The organism is Aeromonas fluvialis (assembly GCF_000819885.1).
GTDB lineage: Bacteria > Pseudomonadota > Gammaproteobacteria > Enterobacterales > Aeromonadaceae > Aeromonas > Aeromonas fluvialis.
The window spans coordinates 44,289-61,404 of record NZ_CDBO01000057.1; the positions used below are offsets into that span (position 1 = coordinate 44,289).

General features: G+C 60.5%; 15 protein-coding genes. 6 read left to right on the plus strand and 9 right to left on the minus strand.

Annotated elements, in window-relative coordinates; translation table 11 throughout:
• Window positions 1–47: 47 nt before the first annotated feature.
• The 6 genes from BN1125_RS12475 to BN1125_RS12500 all read left to right on the plus strand — a co-directional run bounded on the left by BN1125_RS12475 (window position 48) and on the right by BN1125_RS12500 (window position 7,812).
• Window positions 48–2,285 (plus strand): ABC transporter permease subunit, encoded by a 2,238-nt coding sequence (locus tag BN1125_RS12475; protein ID WP_042012619.1) that lies wholly within the window; start codon window positions 48–50, stop codon window positions 2,283–2,285.
• Between the two features lie 32 nt (window positions 2,286–2,317).
• A complete protein-coding gene (gene pstA, locus BN1125_RS12480; protein ID WP_042012620.1) occupies window positions 2,318–3,967 on the plus strand; it encodes a phosphate ABC transporter permease PstA in 1,650 nt (549 codons plus the stop codon).
• Between the two features lie 133 nt (window positions 3,968–4,100).
• Window positions 4,101–4,919, plus strand: a complete 819-nt coding sequence (gene pstB, locus BN1125_RS12485; protein ID WP_042012621.1) for a phosphate ABC transporter ATP-binding protein PstB — start codon at window positions 4,101–4,103, stop codon at window positions 4,917–4,919.
• 111 nt (window positions 4,920–5,030) lie between these two features.
• A complete protein-coding gene (gene phoU, locus BN1125_RS12490) occupies window positions 5,031–5,741 on the plus strand; it encodes a phosphate signaling complex protein PhoU (protein ID WP_042012623.1) in 711 nt (236 codons plus the stop codon).
• Between the two features lie 190 nt (window positions 5,742–5,931).
• A complete protein-coding gene (gene paeA, locus BN1125_RS12495) occupies window positions 5,932–7,251 on the plus strand; it encodes a polyamine export protein PaeA (protein WP_042012625.1) in 1,320 nt (439 codons plus the stop codon).
• 18 nt (window positions 7,252–7,269) lie between these two features.
• The gene (locus BN1125_RS12500) at window positions 7,270–7,812 is read left to right on the plus strand and encodes a hypothetical protein (RefSeq protein WP_042012626.1); all 543 of its coding nucleotides are present in this window, start codon (window positions 7,270–7,272) and stop codon (window positions 7,810–7,812) included.
• Window positions 7,813–7,879: 67 nt separating this feature from the next.
• Here BN1125_RS12500 and BN1125_RS12505 read toward each other — a convergent pair whose 3' ends face one another.
• The 9 genes from BN1125_RS12505 to BN1125_RS12545 form a co-directional block, all read right to left on the minus strand.
• Window positions 7,880–8,719, minus strand: coding sequence for a sterol desaturase family protein (locus BN1125_RS12505; protein WP_042012627.1), 840 nt, complete (start codon window positions 8,717–8,719; stop codon window positions 7,880–7,882).
• A 264-nt stretch (window positions 8,720–8,983) separates the two neighbouring features.
• A complete protein-coding gene (locus BN1125_RS12510; RefSeq protein ID WP_042012628.1) occupies window positions 8,984–9,727 on the minus strand; it encodes an amino acid ABC transporter ATP-binding protein in 744 nt (247 codons plus the stop codon).
• Window positions 9,711–10,670 (minus strand): amino acid ABC transporter permease, encoded by a 960-nt coding sequence (locus tag BN1125_RS12515; RefSeq protein WP_042012629.1) that lies wholly within the window; start codon window positions 10,668–10,670, stop codon window positions 9,711–9,713. The genes BN1125_RS12510 and BN1125_RS12515 overlap by 17 nt, the downstream gene beginning before the upstream one ends.
• A 100-nt stretch (window positions 10,671–10,770) precedes the next feature.
• Window positions 10,771–11,571: a transporter substrate-binding domain-containing protein gene (locus BN1125_RS12520; protein WP_042012630.1), complete on the minus strand. Its 801-nt coding sequence runs from the start codon at window positions 11,569–11,571 to the stop codon at window positions 10,771–10,773.
• 367 nt (window positions 11,572–11,938) lie between these two features.
• The gene (gene uhpC, locus BN1125_RS12525; RefSeq protein ID WP_042012631.1) at window positions 11,939–13,297 is read right to left on the minus strand and encodes an MFS transporter; all 1,359 of its coding nucleotides are present in this window, start codon (window positions 13,295–13,297) and stop codon (window positions 11,939–11,941) included.
• A gap of 21 nt (window positions 13,298–13,318) precedes the next feature.
• A complete protein-coding gene (uhpB, locus tag BN1125_RS12530; protein WP_042012632.1) occupies window positions 13,319–14,839 on the minus strand; it encodes a signal transduction histidine-protein kinase/phosphatase UhpB in 1,521 nt (506 codons plus the stop codon).
• On the minus strand, window positions 14,836–15,426 hold the full coding sequence (uhpA, locus tag BN1125_RS12535; protein WP_042012633.1) for a response regulator transcription factor UhpA: 591 nt from the start codon (window positions 15,424–15,426) through the stop codon (window positions 14,836–14,838). The genes uhpB and uhpA overlap by 4 nt, the downstream gene beginning before the upstream one ends.
• Window positions 15,427–15,609: 183 nt before the next feature.
• Window positions 15,610–16,347 carry a substrate-binding periplasmic protein gene (locus tag BN1125_RS12540; RefSeq protein WP_042012634.1) on the minus strand — a complete coding sequence of 246 codons (738 nt, stop codon included), beginning with the start codon at window positions 16,345–16,347 and terminating at the stop codon, window positions 15,610–15,612.
• An 82-nt stretch (window positions 16,348–16,429) separates the two neighbouring features.
• Window positions 16,430–17,116, minus strand: coding sequence for a hypothetical protein (locus BN1125_RS12545; protein ID WP_042012669.1), 687 nt, complete (start codon window positions 17,114–17,116; stop codon window positions 16,430–16,432).

Here is a 17,116-nt window from a genome sequence, read left to right on the forward strand (position 1 = left end):
CAACCGCCATATAATGCCGCGAAGCCTAGCTTACATTGAGGTCTTGCATGTCATCGGAATCGTTAAACCTGGTCATGGCGGGCAGTAGAAAACGCCGGATCAAGGATAAATTGGCCAAATATGGCGTCACCACAGGCGGAGCCCTGGTACTGGTGGCGCTGCTGCTTATCTTCTTTTATCTGCTCTATGTGGTGAAACCTATTTTCAATGGCGCCACCATGGAGCCGACCGCATCGTTTACCCTGCCCATTGCGGGCAAGACTGCCTGGCTCGGGATGGAGGAGCAGAACGAGATTGGCTATCGCTTCAACGATAAGGGGCTGGTCAACTTCTTTGCTCTTCAGGGAGATGGCAAGGTCAAGGTGGGGCAAGCTATTGGTCAGGCCCAGGTTGCCGGTGACATCACGACGGTCACCAGCCCGGCGCCGGGTCAGAAGCTCATTGCCTACGGTTTTGCTGATGGCAAGGCTCTGGTCATGGAGCCCCATTTCAAGGTGTCCTACCCCAATGATGTGCGGGTCATCGAGCCCACCCTGAGATATCCCTTCGGCGAAGAGCCGGTAGTGATCGATCCCCAAGGCAAGGCGCTGCAGTTCATGGTATTCGAAGCCACCAAGGACAAGATGGCGACCGCCGCCGTGACCGAAGATGGTCGTGGCGTACTGATGGTGATGAGCGGTGAGGAGAACTTCCTCTCCGGCGAGATTGAGTGGAGCAGTGAGAACTACACCATTCCGTCCCTGCCGCGCCATGTGGATCAGATGCTTTTGACCCCCAATCTGCGGATCCTCTTTGTGCGGGAAGGCAATCGTCTATCTGTCTATGACATTCATGACCTGAGCAATATATCCGTGCGCAACGTGCTGGAGATCAATGCGCCAGATGCCAACGTGACCCGGGTCGAGCTGCTCTCCGGTGCCTCCTCCCTGCTGGTGGGCAACGACAACGGCATCATCTCCCAGTGGTTTGAAGTGGCAAAAGATGGCAAACGCCAGTTCACTCAGATCCGTGACTTCAAGGGCGATGGCGCGGTGGATCTTCTGACCCCCGAGCACTATCGCAAAGCCTTCATCAGTGCCGACAAGGACGGCATCATCAGCTTCTTCCACGCCACTGGCGAGACCAAGCTGCTGACCGAGACGGTGGAAGGGGGTGAACTCTCTGCCCTGGCCATCTCCCCCCGTCACAACCTGTTGCTGATGCAGCAAGGGGAGACCTTCAAGCTTTTCTCGGTGGAGAACGATCACCCCGAGGTGACCTGGTCGGCCCTGTGGCAAAAGGTATGGTATGAAGGGTATCCGGAGCCCCAGTATGTGTGGCAATCCACCTCCGCCAGCAACGACTTTGAAGCCAAGCTGAGCCTGGTGCCACTGGTATTCGGTACTCTGAAGGCATCTTTCTACGCCATGGTGTTTGCTGTGCCGCTCGGCGTGGCCGGTGCCATCTATACCGCCTACTTCATGTCGGCGGGGCTGCGCAAATACGTCAAGCCGACGGTCGAGATCATGGCGGCGCTGCCGACCGTTATCTTGGGCTTCCTGGCGGGTCTGTGGCTGGCACCCATCATAGAGGGGGCGCTGCCCGGGGTGATCCTGCTGCTGGTGCTGCTGCCGATGGGGATGCTGCTGACTGCGCTTATCTGGAACTATCTGCCGGAGCGAGGCAAGTCCTGGCTGCCGGAGGGGTGGCACGCCATCCTGCTTATTCCAGTGCTGCTGCTGATTGGCTGGGGGGCCTTCGCCCTGAGCCCGCTCATCGAGAATGCCTTTATGCACGGTGATTCGCGCATCTGGCTGACCCACGAAATGGGTATCAAGTTTGACCAGCGCAATTCGCTGGTGGTCGGTATCGCCATGGGCTTTGCGGTCATCCCCACCATCTTCTCCATCGCCGAAGATGCGGTCTTCTCGGTGCCCAAGCATCTGACCCAGGGCTCGCTGGCGTTGGGGGCTACCCCGTGGCAGACCCTGAGCCGGGTGGTGATCCTCACTGCCAGCCCGGGCATCTTCTCGGCGGTGATGATGGGCCTTGGCCGTGCCGTGGGCGAAACCATGATCGTACTGATGGCCACCGGTAACACCCCCATCATGGACTTCTCCATGTTCCAGGGGCTGCGTACTCTGGCCGCCAACATTGCGGTGGAGATGCCGGAGTCGGAAGTGGGCAGCTCCCACTATCGGGTACTGTTCCTCGCGGCCTTCGTCCTGTTTGTGTTCACCTTTATGTTCAACACCCTGGCCGAGTTTGTCCGTCAGCGGTTGCGTGAAAAATACAGCTCGATGTAAGGGGCGGCTCTGTAATGGACAAGGAATCGACAATGGGTAAGTGGTTTAAATCAGGGGCCCCCTGGATCTGGATGACCGGCGGCGCCGTCAGCCTGAGTCTGGTGGCGGTACTGGGTCTGCTGCTGCTGATCGGCTGGCGTGGTCTGGTCTACTTCTGGCCGCACCCAATCTATGAGTGGCAGCTGGAGGACGCCAGTGGCAACAAGAGCGTGTTGATCGGCGAGATCAACGATCGCGAGCTGGTGCCGGTGGAGCGGCTGCGCGCCGCAGGTCTGCCGCTGGAGGGGGAAGAGCGCGAGCTGCTGACCCGCTATCTGGTCAAGACCGGCAACCGTGAGTTCGTCGACCTCGATTTTCGCTGGGTACTGGAGACGGACATCAAGTCCCAGAGCCAGCCAGCCGAGCTGGCCATGGTTGAGCGTGCCACCAACGGTAACTTCTACGGTTACATCGTCGGGGTAAAAGAGGATGGCCGCGAGCTGACTTCGGATCTGCATCCTGCCCTGCAGCGGGTGCTGGCGCGAGCCAATGCCCTCTCCGAACAGGCCAACGATCTGCAAAAAGGGGACATCGGCAGCATCAACTATCAGCTGGAGCGGCTGCGCCTGAAAGAGCGCAAAGCCGAGCTGGAAGAGAAGCTGACCGATCAGCTGAAAGCTCAGCTGGAGCGTGAACGTCAGGCCCTCAACGATCGTTATCAGGTGCTGGAAAAAGAGCTCTTCTCCCTGCGCAGTCAGGCTGACCGGGACAGCATCACCGTCAAGGATATGCGTGGCGAGCTGGTGACCATGCCCATGTCCAGGGTACTGGATGTGGTATGGCCCAACGACATGAGCCTGCTGGCCAAGGTGGGTCACTGGTTCCACCAGATCGGCAAGTTTGTCTCCGACGATCCCCGTGAGGCCAATACCGAGGGCGGGGTGTTCCCGGCTATCTTCGGCACCGTCTTCATGGTGTTCCTGATGGCGATCATCGTCACCCCGCTGGGGGTGGTGGCAGCGGTCTACCTGCACGAGTATGCGGGCAAAAACAGCTTGACCAAGATCATCCGCATCGCGGTGATCAACCTGGCGGGTGTACCCTCCATCGTCTATGGCGTGTTTGGTTTGGGCTTCTTCGTCTACACACTCGGCGGTTCGTTAGACCAGCTGTTCTACCCGGAAGCGCTGCCGAGCCCGACCTTTGGTTCACCCGGCGTGATCTGGTCGGCGCTGACCCTGGCCATCCTGACCCTGCCGGTGGTGATCGTCTCCACCGAAGAGGGGCTGGCGCGGATCCCGAGCACCATCCGTCAGGGCTCGTTGGCACTGGGCGCCACCCAGGCCGAGACCCTGTGGCGCATCGTGCTGCCGATGGCGAGTCCGGCCATCATGACCGGCCTTATTCTGGCGATTGCCCGGGCGGCCGGTGAAGTGGCGCCGCTGATGCTGGTGGGGGTGGTGAAACTGGCACCGACCCTGCCGATGGATGGCAACTTCCCGTATCTGCATGTGGAGCGCAAGTTCATGCACCTGGGCTTCCACATCTATGACGTCGGCTTCCAGAGCCCCAACGTCGAGGCGGCCCGCCCGCTGGTCTATGCCACCTCCTTCCTGCTGGTGACGGTGATCGTGGGTCTGAACCTGACCGCTATCGGTATTCGTAACCACTTGCGCGAAAAATTCCGGTCGCTGGAGCATTAATCCGGCGCCGCTTGAGTGATACAAGAGTGAGATAACAGAGGGGCGGCCGAGCGCGAGCCGCCATCTCTCTGCACCAATACGTGAGGGGCGCCGGCAGCTGTCCGGCCACTCCAGATAGATTTTGAGGTAACAGATGATCAACGTAACGACCACGTCTACCCAGCACACCGCGCTGGACCTGCTCAACCTGACCCCGGAGCAGACCGCGCTGGAGGTGAAGGATCTCAACCTGTACTACGGCAGCAAGCAGGCGCTGTTCAACGTCAACATGAAGATCCCCAAAGGGCAGGTGACCGCCTTTATCGGCCCGTCAGGCTGTGGCAAATCGACCCTGCTGCGCTGCATCAACCGGATGAACGATCTGGTGGAGATCTGCCGCATCGAAGGGGAAATCCAGCTGCACGGCCACAACATCTATGACAAGAGCGTCGATGTGTCTGCCCTGCGCCGTCAGGTGGGCATGGTGTTCCAGCGCCCGAACCCCTTCCCCAAGTCCATCTACGAAAACGTGGTCTATGGCCTGCGTCTGCAGGGGATCAACGATCGCCGTACTCTGGATGAGGCGGCAGAGCGTTCCCTGCGCGGGGCGGCCCTGTGGGAAGAGGTGAAAGATCGTCTGCACGACAACGCCTTCGGTCTTTCCGGTGGTCAGCAGCAGCGTCTGGTTATTGCCCGCGCTATCGCCATCGAGCCGGAAGTGTTGCTGCTCGATGAACCGACCTCGGCGCTCGACCCTATCTCTACCCTCACCATCGAGGAGCTGATCAACGAGCTAAAGAGCCAGTTCACCGTGGTGATCGTGACCCACAACATGCAGCAGGCGGCGCGGGTGTCGGATCAGACCGCTTTCATGTACATGGGCGAGCTTATCGAGTACTCGGATACCAACACCATCTTCACCACTCCGGCCAAGAAGAAGACCGAGGATTACATCACCGGTCGCTACGGCTAAGGCATGGCTGGTGCAATAAGGGTCATTGATATGAACATGATGAGCATCAACAAACAGATTACCGGTCAGTTCAACGGCTAGGGCATACTCGGAGCATCAAGGATTATTTGTATGGACAATATGAACCTCAATAAACACATATCCGGTCAGTTCAATGCCGAGCTAGAGAGCGTGCGCAATCAGGTGCTGGTGATGGGTGGTCTGGTGGAGCAGCAGCTCACCGACGCCATCGCGGCGATCCACGATCAGGATCTCGATGCGGCGCGCAAGATCGTTGCCAACGACCACAACGTCAATGCGATGGAAGTGGCGATCGACGAGGAGTGCACCCGCATCATCGCCAAGCGCCAGCCGACTGCCTCCGATCTGCGACTGGTAATGGCCATCATCAAGACCATCACCGACCTGGAGCGCATTGGCGACGTGGCGGACAAGATCGCTCGCATGCTGACCGACAACGCCAACAAGCCGCAGCCGCCGCTGGTGTCGCTGGAGAACATGGGCCGCCGTACCATCAAGATGCTGCACGATGTGCTCGACGCCTTCGCCCGCATGGATCTCGATGCGGCGCTGGCGGTTTACAAGGAAGATGACAAGGTCGATCGGGAATACGAGTCCATCATCCGCGAGCTGATGACCTACATGATGGAAGATCCCCGCACCATCCCCCAGGTCCTCAATGTGCTGTGGGCGGCACGGGCCATCGAGCGGGTCGGCGATCGCTGCCAGCACATCTGCGAGTACATCGTCTATTATGTGAAAGGCAAGGATGTACGCCATACCAAGGGCGATGATCTAGGGGCCCTGCTGGGGAAGAACTAATCAGAAGTGAATAAAAAGGCGCGTTAGGCGCCTTTTTTGTTGCATCGCTGGCCGGAGTAAGATAAAGCGCCAAATTGGCGGTTTTCTGATAGAATGCTCCCCCTGTATGGGTCCCGGATGGGCTCACGGTCCGGTCTCCCGGGCCCAGTTTGCCGTCTTGTGCTAAGACGGGTGTCGCAATAGGTTAATCATGAGTTTTGCCGATAGTTTGTTCTTTCTGATGCTGCTGGTTGCCGGCAGCGTGTTCTTCTCTCTCTCCGAGATCTCCCTCGCCGCCTCCCGCAAGATCAAGTTGCAGGTGATGGCCGATGAGGGCAACCGCCATGCCGAAAAGGTACTGGCACTGCAGGCCCAGCCGGGCAACTTCTTTACCGTGGTGCAGATCGGGCTCAATACCGTCGCCATCCTTGGCGGTATCCTGGGCGAATCCGCCCTGAACCCGGCCATCAAGGAGCTGGTCTCCGAGTTCTATCAGGGGCCCTGGCTGAGTGAAATCAGCTCGGCGACCTCCTTCGTGTTCGTCACCGGCATGTTCATTCTCATCGCCGATCTGATGCCCAAGCGCCTCGCCATGACCATGCCGGAGCGGATCGCCGTGGTGGTGGTGCGCCCCATGCTGCTGTGCGTCACCCTGCTGATGCCGCTGGTGTGGCTGTTCAATGGCATGGCCAACGGCCTGTTCCGGCTGCTGCGCATCTCCATGGTGCGCAACGACGAGATCACCTCCGACGACATCTATGCGGTGATGGATGCGGGGGCCGAGGCGGGCGTCATCCAGCGCGAGGAGCATCAGCTCATCGAGAACGTGTTCGAGCTGCAGTCCCTCGGCGTTACCTCCGCCATGACGGCGCGCGAGAGCCTCATCTACTTCACCCTGCAAGAAGGGGAGGAGAGCATCAAGGCCAAGATCGCCGAGCACCCCCACAACAAGTTCCTGGTGTGCGACCACAACCTCGACAGCATCAAGGGCTTCGTCGACTCCAAGGAGCTGCTGATCCGGGTCATCAGCGGCCAGAGCATCGATCTCAACAGCGGCTCCCTGGTGCAGAACGTCATCATCATCCCCGACACCCTGAACCTCTATGAGGCGATGGAGTACTTCAAGAACCATCGCGGCGACTTCGCGGTGGTGATGAACGAGTACGCGCTGGTGGTGGGGATTGTCACCATGAACGACCTGATGAGTACCGTGATGGGCGAGTGGGCGACTCATGTGGTGGAAGAGCAGATCGTCCAGCGGGACGAGAACTCCTGGCTGGTGGACGGAGTGACCCCCATCTCCGACGTGATGCGCGCCTTCGATATCGAAGAGTTCCCCGAAAACCAGAACTACGAGACCATCGCCGGCTTCATCATGTATATGCTGCGCAAGATCCCCAAGCGCACTGACTCGGTCAAATACGCCGGTTACAAGTTTGAAGTGGTGGATATCGACAGTTACAAGATTGATCAGCTGCTGGTTACCCGGGTCGAGCCGGTGGTGGCCGAGAAGCCTGCTCAGGAATCGTAAAAGGAGCGACATAGAGTCATGAAGATGCAGTCTTATTGCCGTGCGCTGGCCTGTGTCGCGCTCGCCCTGGCACTGGGTGCCTGTAGCCAGAGTGCGCCACGCAAAGCCACCGTGGCTGCCAAGCCGGCAGCTCCCAAGCCCGCCGTGGTCGTGCCGCAGCCGGACCCCGATGCGGTGGTGCAAAGCGGCATGGCTGAGCCGAGCCCGGTCTTTGACGAGCAGTACCACGGCCCGGATCAGGGGTCGCTGGAGTCGGTGACCGCCCTGTTTGCCCGTGGCTACATCGAGTCTGCCATGCGTGAGACCATGCTGGCGGCGGTGCACAACGACTATCCGCTGCTCGGCATGCGGGATGTGCGCCTGACCGATCCGGTCTCCAAATTCCTCACCTCCGAGCATGCGGCCATGACGGCTCATGACTACCTTTATGCTGGTGTGCAGCGCAGGCTGGGTCGTCCGCTCAGCCCTGCCCAGTGGGAGCAGATCTGGCGCGGCTTGCCGCAGCAGGGTCGGGTTTCCGACTGGGTTAAACAGATCAAACGAGTGCTGGCTGGGCGTTAAGCCACCGGTTTGCCAAAAACACATGAGGCCACCTTAGCGTGGCCTCATGTGTTTTTATCGGCCTGCCTCAGGAGGCGGATGGCCCTGCCGGTTTGCCAAACAGGACTTTGAATTTGGCGGGCCAGGGCAGGCTACGGGCGGCACGCAGCATATCGCGCCACTCGTGAAAGGTGAGGGTGAGTGGGTTGAAGCTGTGGATCGGTTTGGTGATGCCAAAGCGGCACGGCTCGGCCGGGTCTTCTTCGACAAAGGTACCAAACAGCCGATCCCAGATGATGAGCACCCCGGCAAAGTTGCGGTCTATGTACTTGGCGTTGCTGGCGTGGTGCACCCTGTGGTGGGAGGGGGTATTGAAGAGCCACTCCAGCTTGCCGAGCTTGCCCACCACCTGGGTATGGACGAAAAACTGGAAGCCCAGGCTCAGCAGCACGGTCGTGACCACGGCCGCTGGCGGGAAACCTATCACTATCATGGGGATCCAGAACAGCCACATGCCGGAGACCGGGTACATCAGACTCTGGCGAAAGGCGGTGGAGAGGTTGAGCCGCTCCGAGCTGTGGTGCACTACGTGGGAGGCCCACAGCCAGCGAACATGGTGGCTGGTGAAGTGGAACAGCCAGTAACAGAGATCCTGCAACAGGAACAGCAGCAATACGCTCCAGAAGGTGAGCCCGATGTCGAATAGTCGCCAGCCCCAGAGGGTGTCATACAGATAAGCAATGGCGATGGCCGCCAGCGCATCGCCCCCCTGGTGCATCAGGGCCAGGGTAGCGTTGGCGAACAAATCCCGCCACTGATAGGTGGCGGTGGGAAAGGCGGTGCCATGCTTGCGCAGGTAGAGCATCTCCCAGCCGATAAAGGCCACAAAGATCGGGGAGAGATAGAGCAAGATAAGTTGCACATCCATCAGCAGGCATCCATTCATTCAGAGCAATTGCTCTCCAGCATAAGGGATGGCATTAATATTTCATTAACATTTTGTCGAGCTCTCGCTGTGTCGCAGAAATGGGTCGGTGGCACAGTCAGGTACTGTGGGTGACCAAGGCTGAAACCGGCTCTTGTCAGGCATGGCTGGCTTATGTGTCACTGGCGCTGACCAGGGGCTGCGCCAGTGAAGAACCACAAGAGGGACCCTGGGGTCCCTCTTCGTTTATCCATCGCGGCCTGTTGCCTAGAGCACCTGACTCAGGAACTGGCGCAGGCGTGGGGAGGGGGGGTTGTCAAAGAAGTCGGCCGGTTTTTCATCTACCAGCAGTTCGCCGCTCTCCATAAACAGCACCCGATCCGCCACTTCCCGGGCAAAGCCCATCTCGTGGGTCACCACCACCATGGTCATCCCCTCGCGGGCCAGCCCCTTCATCACATCCAGCACTTCGCCCACCATCTCGGGGTCCAGCGCACTGGTGGGTTCGTCAAACAGCATGATGCGGGGCTGCATGGCCAGCGCCCGGGCGATGGCCACCCGTTGTTGCTGACCACCGGAGAGCTGGGACGGGTAGCTGGCCGCTTTCACCGATAGCCCCACTTTCAGCAGCAGCGCCTTGGCCCTGTCTTCGGCCTCACGGCGCGACAGGCCGCGTACCTTCTGGGGTGCCAGGGTGATATTGTCCAGCACCGTCAAGTGAGGGAAGAGGTTGAAGGACTGAAACACCATGCCCACCTCTTCCCGCAGCTTGTTGACATCACCGGGTTCGGTCAGGCAGATCCCGTCAACCACGATATCGCCGTCATTGATGGTCTCCAGCTGGTTGAGGGTGCGCAGGAAGGTCGATTTGCCCGAGCCGCTGGGGCCGACGATCACCACCACCTCCCCTTCGGCCACCTCGGTGCTGACGTTTTTCAGTGCATGCACCTCGCTGCCGTAGAACTTTTCTACACCGGTCGCCTTGATAATGGGATCAGTTGCTGCGCGCATATTTCACCTCCAGACGCCGAACCAGGAAAGAGAGAGTGCCGGTGAGCACCAGATAGAGCAGGGCCACGGTAAACCACACCTCGAACGGGCTGAAGGTGGAGCTGACCACCTCGCGCCCTGCCTTGGTCAGATCCGTGATGGAGATGACCGACACCAGCGAGGAGTCCTTGATCAGGTTGATAAACTGGCCCGCCAGCGGCGGCAGTACCCGCTTGAAGGCTTGCGGCAGAATGACGTAGCGCATGGTTTGGGCCGAGGTGAGGCCCAGGCTGCGGCCCGCCTCCATCTGCCCCTTATGGATGGAGCTGATACCGGCGCGGACGATCTCTGCCACATAGGCACCGGTAAAGACCGCCAGTGCGGCGACCCCGGCGGTGAAGCGATCCAGGTTCAGCACGGTGCCGATAAAGAAGTAGACGATGAAGATCTGCACCAGCAGCGGGGTGCCGCGAATGAGTTCCACGTAGGTGATGGCCAGATTGCGCAGGGCCGGGTTGGGGGAGAGGCGTGCCAGCCCAGCCAGGGTGCCGAGCAAAATGGCGAAGATACCCGCTACCAGCGAGAGCTTGACGGTGACCCAGACGCCCCAGGCGATGGGGCCGGCGGTCCAGCTCAGTTGGGTGTCGAGGGTATCGCCGCGAAAGATGGTATCCCCTTCGGCGACTTGTATGCCGGTGCTGGCGATGGCTTGGCGCACATTGGGGTCGAGATCGTCTTGCAAGAACAGCTGGCCCTGCTCGGCCTCGCTGGTGCCTGCCATCACGGTGCCGTCAAATTCGGCCAGATTCTTCTGCTCTGCCTGATAGGCGATGTATTGGGGAATGCGTTCCCAGCGCCAGGTGTAATCCACGGACTGGACAGCCTTGTAGATACCGAAGACGGCAACCAGCAGCATCAGCAGGAAGACCCCATGCCAGATCAGCGGGTTGGGCTGTTTTTCCATCTGTCTTGTCGGTTTGGGTGTGTGCACAGTCACAACCTCTTCTCGTTATTGTGGGGGGAGCAGCGGAGTGCAGGGGCGGCAAAGGGCCGCCCCTCTGGGGTTATTTGAGCTGGTTCAGCCAGGCATTGGATTCGAACCACTTCTGGTAGAGGCGGTCGTAGCTGCCGTCGCCCTTGATTTGGCGCAGATAGTTGTTGAACCAGTTGAGGGTGTCCTGATCCCCCTTGCGGATGGCCCAGGCCAGCGGTTCAAAAGTGAACGGCTTGTCGAGGTGCACCACGGCGCCCTGATTCTGGGAGGCGAAGATGGCGTTGTAGGGCAGGTCATAGATGAAGGCATCGACCTTGCCGTTGATCACTTCCAGCTTGGCGTCATCCTGGGTTTCAAACTGCAGCAGGGTGGCTTTCGGGATCAGGCGCTTGACTGCCTGCTCGCCGGTGGTGCCGAGCTTGACCGCGATCTTGTATTTCGGGTCGTTGAGGTCGGTGAAGGATTTGATTTCGCCCGCCTTATCTTTACGCAGAACGATGGTCTGGCCGACCACGATGTAAGGGTCGGCGAAGTTGACCCGCAGGTTGCGCTGGGGGGTGACGGTCATGCCGCCCATGATGACGTCGAACTTGTTGGTCAGCAGTGCCGGGATGATGCCATCCCAGGCGGTGTTGACGAACTCGACTTTCACACCCATCTCTTTGGCGACCATCTTGGCGAGATCCACGTCAAAGCCGATGTACTGGCCCTGCTTGTTGGTCATCTCGAAGGGTTGATAGCCCGCATCAAAGCCGACCCGCAGTACGCCGCGTTCGAGCACGGCATCCAGAGTGGAAGTGGGAGCAGGGGTCGGGGCCGCCGTGGCGATCCCGCAAAACAGCAGGGTAGAAAGAATCAGTTTTTTGATCATAAGTGACGTCTCTGTCGGTGGTGTGTTCGGCCTTGAACCTGATCCCGTGCGACTCCGTAGCACAAGAGACTGCTGCATCCGGCAACAGGCAAGACAGGATGAATGTCTTGAACGGGACAAAAGCCCCATATGAGATGCTATGAGTAGTGGTTGAGTGAAAAATGTACCAAAAACAGATTGTGTCAGCAGACTCAACAGGTTAGAGGCATTTTTTGCTCATGGCTTCACTCATAAAATCACACGAAAACAACATATCTATCTAATAGAGTCGGTTCAAGCGCAAAATGTGATCGAAGGCCATTGAAATCAAAAGAGGAGACAATTTAACCGCTACCTTCTCATGAAGGGCATCGATTGACCCTGAGTGTTAGCGGGTTGGCGCGGTGTGAGACTCAGGAGCCCCCCCTTGCGCCACTCTGGGTGCCTGCGCCTTGAGAAAGGGGAGCAGCAGCAGGGCCGAGACGCCCGCCGCCACCGAGATCACCACGAAGAAGCCGTTCCAGTGCCAGATCTCCATCACCTTGGCCAGCGGATAGCCCGACAGCGCCGCCCCCATGTAGGCAAACAGGCCGACGAAACCGGTGGCCGCTCCCGCCGAATTCTTGTGGGAGCACTCCGCCGCCGCCATGCCGATCAGCATCTGCGGGCCGAACACGAAGAAGCCGATGGTAAAGAAGCAGGCTGCCTGCATCACATAGCTGAAGAAGGGCATCAGCCAGAGCGATCCCACCGCCAGCAGGATCCCCACCGCAAAGATCAGGTTCATCGGGCCACGGTTGCCGTTGAACAGCTTGTCCGATCCCCAGCCCGCCACCAGGGCGCCGATAAAGCCCCCCACCTCGAACATCGAAATAGCCGAGTTGGCGCTCATCAGATTGAAGCCGCGCTGCTCGGTCATATAGAGATTGCCCCAGTCGTTGATGGCGGTACGCACCACATAGACCAACACGTAACAGCAGGCGAGCAGCCAGATATAGGGGTTGCCCAGCACATATTTACTCAGGATCTGGTGGTGGGAGAGCCCTGCATCCTGGGTCTGCTGGGCCAGCTCCATGGCATCCTTGCGCCACTCGCCCACCGTTGGCAGCCCCATGGCGCTCGGGGTATCCCGTAGTCGCCAGCAGAGGAACAATCCCGCAAGGATGGCGATAAGGCCGGGCACTATCATGCCGTAGCGCCAGCCATGTTGCAGGGCGATGGTGCTGACGATAAGGGGGATGAGCGCCCCGCCGACGTTGTGGGCGGTGTTCCAGGCCGACCACCAGACCCCGCGCTCGGTACGCGAATACCAGCTGGTGAGCAGCTTGGAGCAGGGGGGCCACCCCCAGCCCTGAAAGAAGGCGTTGGCGACCCAGAGGGCGGCAAACATCCAGAGTGCCGACGAGAGGCCGAACAGGATATTGATGACGCCGGTGGCCATCAGGCCAAGTCCCATGAAGTAGCGCGGATTGGCACGGTCGCTGATGATGCCGGAGAAGAACTTGGAGCAGCCGTAGGTGATGTAGAACAGGGTCCAGAGCATGCCGATATCGGACTTGTCCAGCATGCCGCTCGCCAGCATGTCCGGCATGGCGAAGTTGAAGCTCTTGCGGGTGAAGTAGAAGACCGCGTAGCCCAGATACATGGTCAGCAGCAGGTGCAGCCGCCAGTGACGATAGGTGGCGTCGATCTCGGCCTGATCCCGGATAAGGGGCCGGGGCGGCGCGCTTCTCATAAAACTCAGCACAGGCTGGCCCTCTGGTGGTGATTAGCCATGACTCTCCTCCCGTCTGCGACTGGGCAGGTTGACCGTCAGCTGGGTGCCGTGGATGCAGGAGAGTTGCAGACTGCCCCCGAGCGCCTGTACCCGCTCGCGAATGCCGAGCAGGCCATAGCCCTGTTGCGGGCGGCTTTCCGGCAGACCGCGGCCATCATCTTCCAGCACCAGTTGCAACTGCTCGCCGCTGGCCCGGGCGCGAATGGTGACCGAGTGGGCGTTGGCATGTTTGACCACGTTGTTGAGCCCCTCCTGACAGACCCGAAACAGGGTGACCCGCTGGGCGTCGGAGAGATCCCCATCCGCCAGCTGCCACTCCAGCCGGGTGACGATGCCGTGACGCTCCAGCTCCAGCTCTCGCAGCAGGGCGCGCACCGCCTGCTCCAGGGTCATGTCGTCGAGCTGGCGCGGGCGCAGCCGCCCGAGTAGACCGCGCACCGCGTCGTAGATCCCGAGCGACAGGGTGTCGATAAGGGCGCTGCTCTGGCCCACCCCGGCATTGTCGGGGGCAAGGCGGCGCACTATGCCTGCCTGGGTCCGGATGGCGGTGATGGTCTGGCCGATATCGTCGTGCAGCTCGCGCGCCACCTCCTTGCGGATGCTCTCCTCGGTCTCCAGCAGCCGTTCGGTGAGCTGGCGATTATGGGCGAGCTGGCGGGTCAGCGCCTGATTGAGTTCGCGCTGGCGCTGGATCCCCGCACCGAGCAGCAGGCCGGTGAGGCTCTGAGCCAGCAGGGAGAGCAGCAGGTCGAGGGGGTGATCGTGCCAGGCCTGACTGGCCAGCAGGGCGATGGTGTTCATCAGGGTGGCGAGCAGCGCCCCCTGCCAGCCGTAGCGCCACGCCATGGCGATGATGGGGATGGCCAGACAAAACGGGGTGAAGCGCACCAGCGAGTTGGGCAATCCCAGTTGCAGCCAGAGGCTCAACATGAACAGCAGCAGATACCAGACCAGATGGCGAAAGCGCCAGTCCACCGGCTGATCCACCAGCGCAGGCCCCAGCGGCACCCAGGTGGCGCGGGTCAGGTAGTGCCAGATCAGCATGCAGGTGGAGGTGAGGGTGAGGCCGCCGGTCAGGCTGAGCAGCAGGGCCGAGAGGCCATCTTCCCCCGCCAGATGCCAGAGCAGGGCTTGCAGCAGCGCCGCCGCCGTGACGGTAGCGAGCAGCAGCAACAGTTGCTGCCAGTCGTTGCGCACCCGCTGACGACGGGCAATCAGTAGCGGCAACAGGGTCAGCAGACTGCCCGCGACCAGCCACGGCCAGTGGGGCAGCCCCACCTCCAGATTGAGCCAGTAGAGCAGCAGCCCTTCGCACAGCAACAGCGGCGGCCAGTAGTGGCCGGGGCTTTGCAGCAACAACCCGAGTCGCAGGCCGAAGGGGAACAGCAGCACCGCCAGCGCCGGGCCACCCGCCAGATGCAGGCTGATGCTCCACAGGCAAAACCAGCCGGCGGCAAAGATGAAACAGGCCGCCAGCGCGATGGCGACATAGCTGGCAAAACGGGAGATCACCAGCTATCCAGCATGCGGTGGGCCAGCTCGACGTTGTTGCTGACCTTGAGTTTGTCCATCAGGTTGGCGCGATGGACGTGGACGGTTTTGGGGGAGAGGCCGAGCTGCTCGGCGATGGCCTTCACCTCCAGCCCCTGTGCCAGCAACTGGGCGATTTCCCGCTCCCGATTGGTGAGGGGATCCCGGCTGCTGCTGGCCAGTTTTTGGGCGATGTCCGGCGTCAGATAACACCCCCCCTGGGCGGCGGTACGCACGGCAGCGATCAGCTCGTCCGGACTGCAGCGCTTGGAGAGAAACCCCTTGGCGCCGGTTTGCAACGCCTGCTCGATGAGGGCGGGGCTGTCGTGCACCGAGAGCATCACCACCGCCAGGCCGGAGGGGAGCTGCTTGAGCAGCTCCAGCCCCGATTGGTCGGGCATCGAGATGTCGCAGACGCAGACCCGCGCCCCACAGCCGGGCAAGCCGGCAAGGGCATCGCTGGCGGAGCCGAATTCGGCGACTACCTGCAGATCGGGCTCCAGATTGAGCAGTTGGGCAAAACCGGATCGGACGATCTGGTGATCGTCGATGAGGGCAATGTTTATCATGATGTCAGCCTGAAATTCGGTGCGTCATGACCATGACGCGGCCAACAAGATACCTGCCCCCCGAGTCAGGCTCAAGCAGCAGCAGGAAAAGGGGCTAAAAACCGGGGGCAAGGTGCGCAAAGCTTGATCGGGATCAGCTGGAATGGGGCTGGTCAATCGGAGGTGAACCGCGATGGTGGCTGACTACCGGGGAGCCTGATAGTTGTACTGAAGACCGATCCGCGCCAGCGAGCCATCCTTGCGCATCTCGTCGATTGTGGTTTGCCAGCGCCGCGCCTCCTTGACGGGGAACGCCTTGTTGGCGGCAAGATACAGCTGCGTATTCATCAGCACTTCCCCGCGAAGCAGGTGTTGCTGCGATAGCTGGTCGTGCTGCTGGGTATAGAGGATGACGTTCCATGCCGCCACCCAGGCGTCGATGCGCCCGCGATGGAGCTTGTGGGCATTGAGTTGCTCATCTGCCACCGTCTTGCCCTGAATCCCGAGGCGTTGCTTGAGCAGGTAATGGCCAAACGAGTCGCGTAGCACGCCCACATCAAGGCTCTTCAAATCGCTGCTTTGCAGCGGCTTGGGGTGAAAACGGCGATGGCTGACGATCACAAACTGTTCGTCGATAATAGGGGTTACCCACTGATAGAGGTGCTCCCGCTGGCTGCTGCGCACGGTCGGTATCATCAACACATCCCGGCGATGAATCGTTTGGGTCAGCGCACGGGGGAGTGGCATCAGTTCGATGGTGAGTGGCTCGCCGAGACGGCGGGCCGCCTCCTCCATGATTTCGATGCCCATGCCGCTCGGCGCCCCCTGCTCGGTGTGGATGACATAGGGGGGCAGCTCGGCAGCCACCAGCACAATAGCCTGGGCGCCGGTGTGTACCAGCAATAACAGCAGGGCAAAAAAGGGCAGGCAGAGAGCGCGCATCAGGGTTTTGAGCCAGAGTCGAATGGTCAGAGTGTAACATTCCTGCCTGCGTTGTCTTTCCAACCACTGAAGGGTTGGGATCTCAGTCGAAGAAATCCCGCAAATCGCGCACTTCGTAATCAGCGAGTTGCAGCCAGGGGATCCGAACGGGCAGCTTGCGCAGGGTTACCTCCATCCGGTAGCTGCGATAGCCGTTGAGGCTGGCGGACTCCACCACCAGCGGGATCTGCCAGCGGCTCGACCAGAGGATGCGGGTTCGTTGCTGCCCTTCGCGTTTTTCATACCAGCGGGCCTGCTCGGGGGCGGTCTCATTCAGGGGGGGCATCCCCTCGATCAGGGCCGGGTTGACGAGATGGCGGATCCGCGGCCAGTCTGGCTTGAAGGCCACCTGGCCATACTCTTCCGCCGGCACCTCCACCAGCTGGTTGTGCCAGCTGTCGGCATAGCGCAACTGAAGTTCACCTTCGTCACTGCGACTGACCCAGCGGGCCGCCATCTGGTGGGTAAAGTGCTTGTGGCCCGGCGTGGCATCGTGTGTGGCGTGATAGGCACGGGCAAGGGGGAGGGGAATGAGCCGCTGGCTCCACACCTGATTGCCCACGCGCAGCCACTTCTCCTGCCAGACACTCTCTCTGGCGATGCCATCGCTGCCGGTGTTCCGGTCGTAATAGCTGATCCGGGCGGCGAGATCCGGGGGGGTATCGTCGGCATGAAGGGGGAAGGCGAGGGCGCTGCCAAGCAGCCACAAGGAAAGTAAAAGTCGCATCAT

Excerpts from the sequence above, each read along its gene's own strand:
- BN1125_RS12475 (WP_042012619.1), top strand. The coding sequence starts at position 48 with ATGTCATCGGAATCGTTAAACCTGGTCATGGCGGGCAGTAGAAAACGC.
- pstA (WP_042012620.1), top strand. The coding sequence starts at position 2,318 with ATGGGTAAGTGGTTTAAATCAGGGGCCCCCTGGATCTGGATGACCGGC.
- pstB (WP_042012621.1), top strand. The coding sequence starts at position 4,101 with ATGATCAACGTAACGACCACGTCTACCCAGCACACCGCGCTGGACCTG.
- phoU (WP_042012623.1), top strand. The coding sequence starts at position 5,031 with ATGGACAATATGAACCTCAATAAACACATATCCGGTCAGTTCAATGCC.
- paeA (WP_042012625.1), top strand. The coding sequence starts at position 5,932 with ATGAGTTTTGCCGATAGTTTGTTCTTTCTGATGCTGCTGGTTGCCGGC.
- BN1125_RS12500 (WP_042012626.1), top strand. The coding sequence starts at position 7,270 with ATGAAGATGCAGTCTTATTGCCGTGCGCTGGCCTGTGTCGCGCTCGCC.
- BN1125_RS12505 (WP_042012627.1), bottom strand. The coding sequence starts at position 8,719 with ATGGATGTGCAACTTATCTTGCTCTATCTCTCCCCGATCTTTGTGGCC.
- BN1125_RS12510 (WP_042012628.1), bottom strand. The coding sequence starts at position 9,727 with ATGCGCGCAGCAACTGATCCCATTATCAAGGCGACCGGTGTAGAAAAG.
- BN1125_RS12515 (WP_042012629.1), bottom strand. The coding sequence starts at position 10,670 with ATGGAAAAACAGCCCAACCCGCTGATCTGGCATGGGGTCTTCCTGCTG.
- BN1125_RS12520 (WP_042012630.1), bottom strand. The coding sequence starts at position 11,571 with ATGATCAAAAAACTGATTCTTTCTACCCTGCTGTTTTGCGGGATCGCC.
- uhpA (WP_042012633.1), bottom strand. The coding sequence starts at position 15,426 with ATGATAAACATTGCCCTCATCGACGATCACCAGATCGTCCGATCCGGT.
- BN1125_RS12540 (WP_042012634.1), bottom strand. The coding sequence starts at position 16,347 with ATGCGCGCTCTCTGCCTGCCCTTTTTTGCCCTGCTGTTATTGCTGGTA.
- BN1125_RS12545 (WP_042012669.1), bottom strand. The coding sequence starts at position 17,116 with ATGATGCGACTTTTACTTTCCTTGTGGCTGCTTGGCAGCGCCCTCGCC.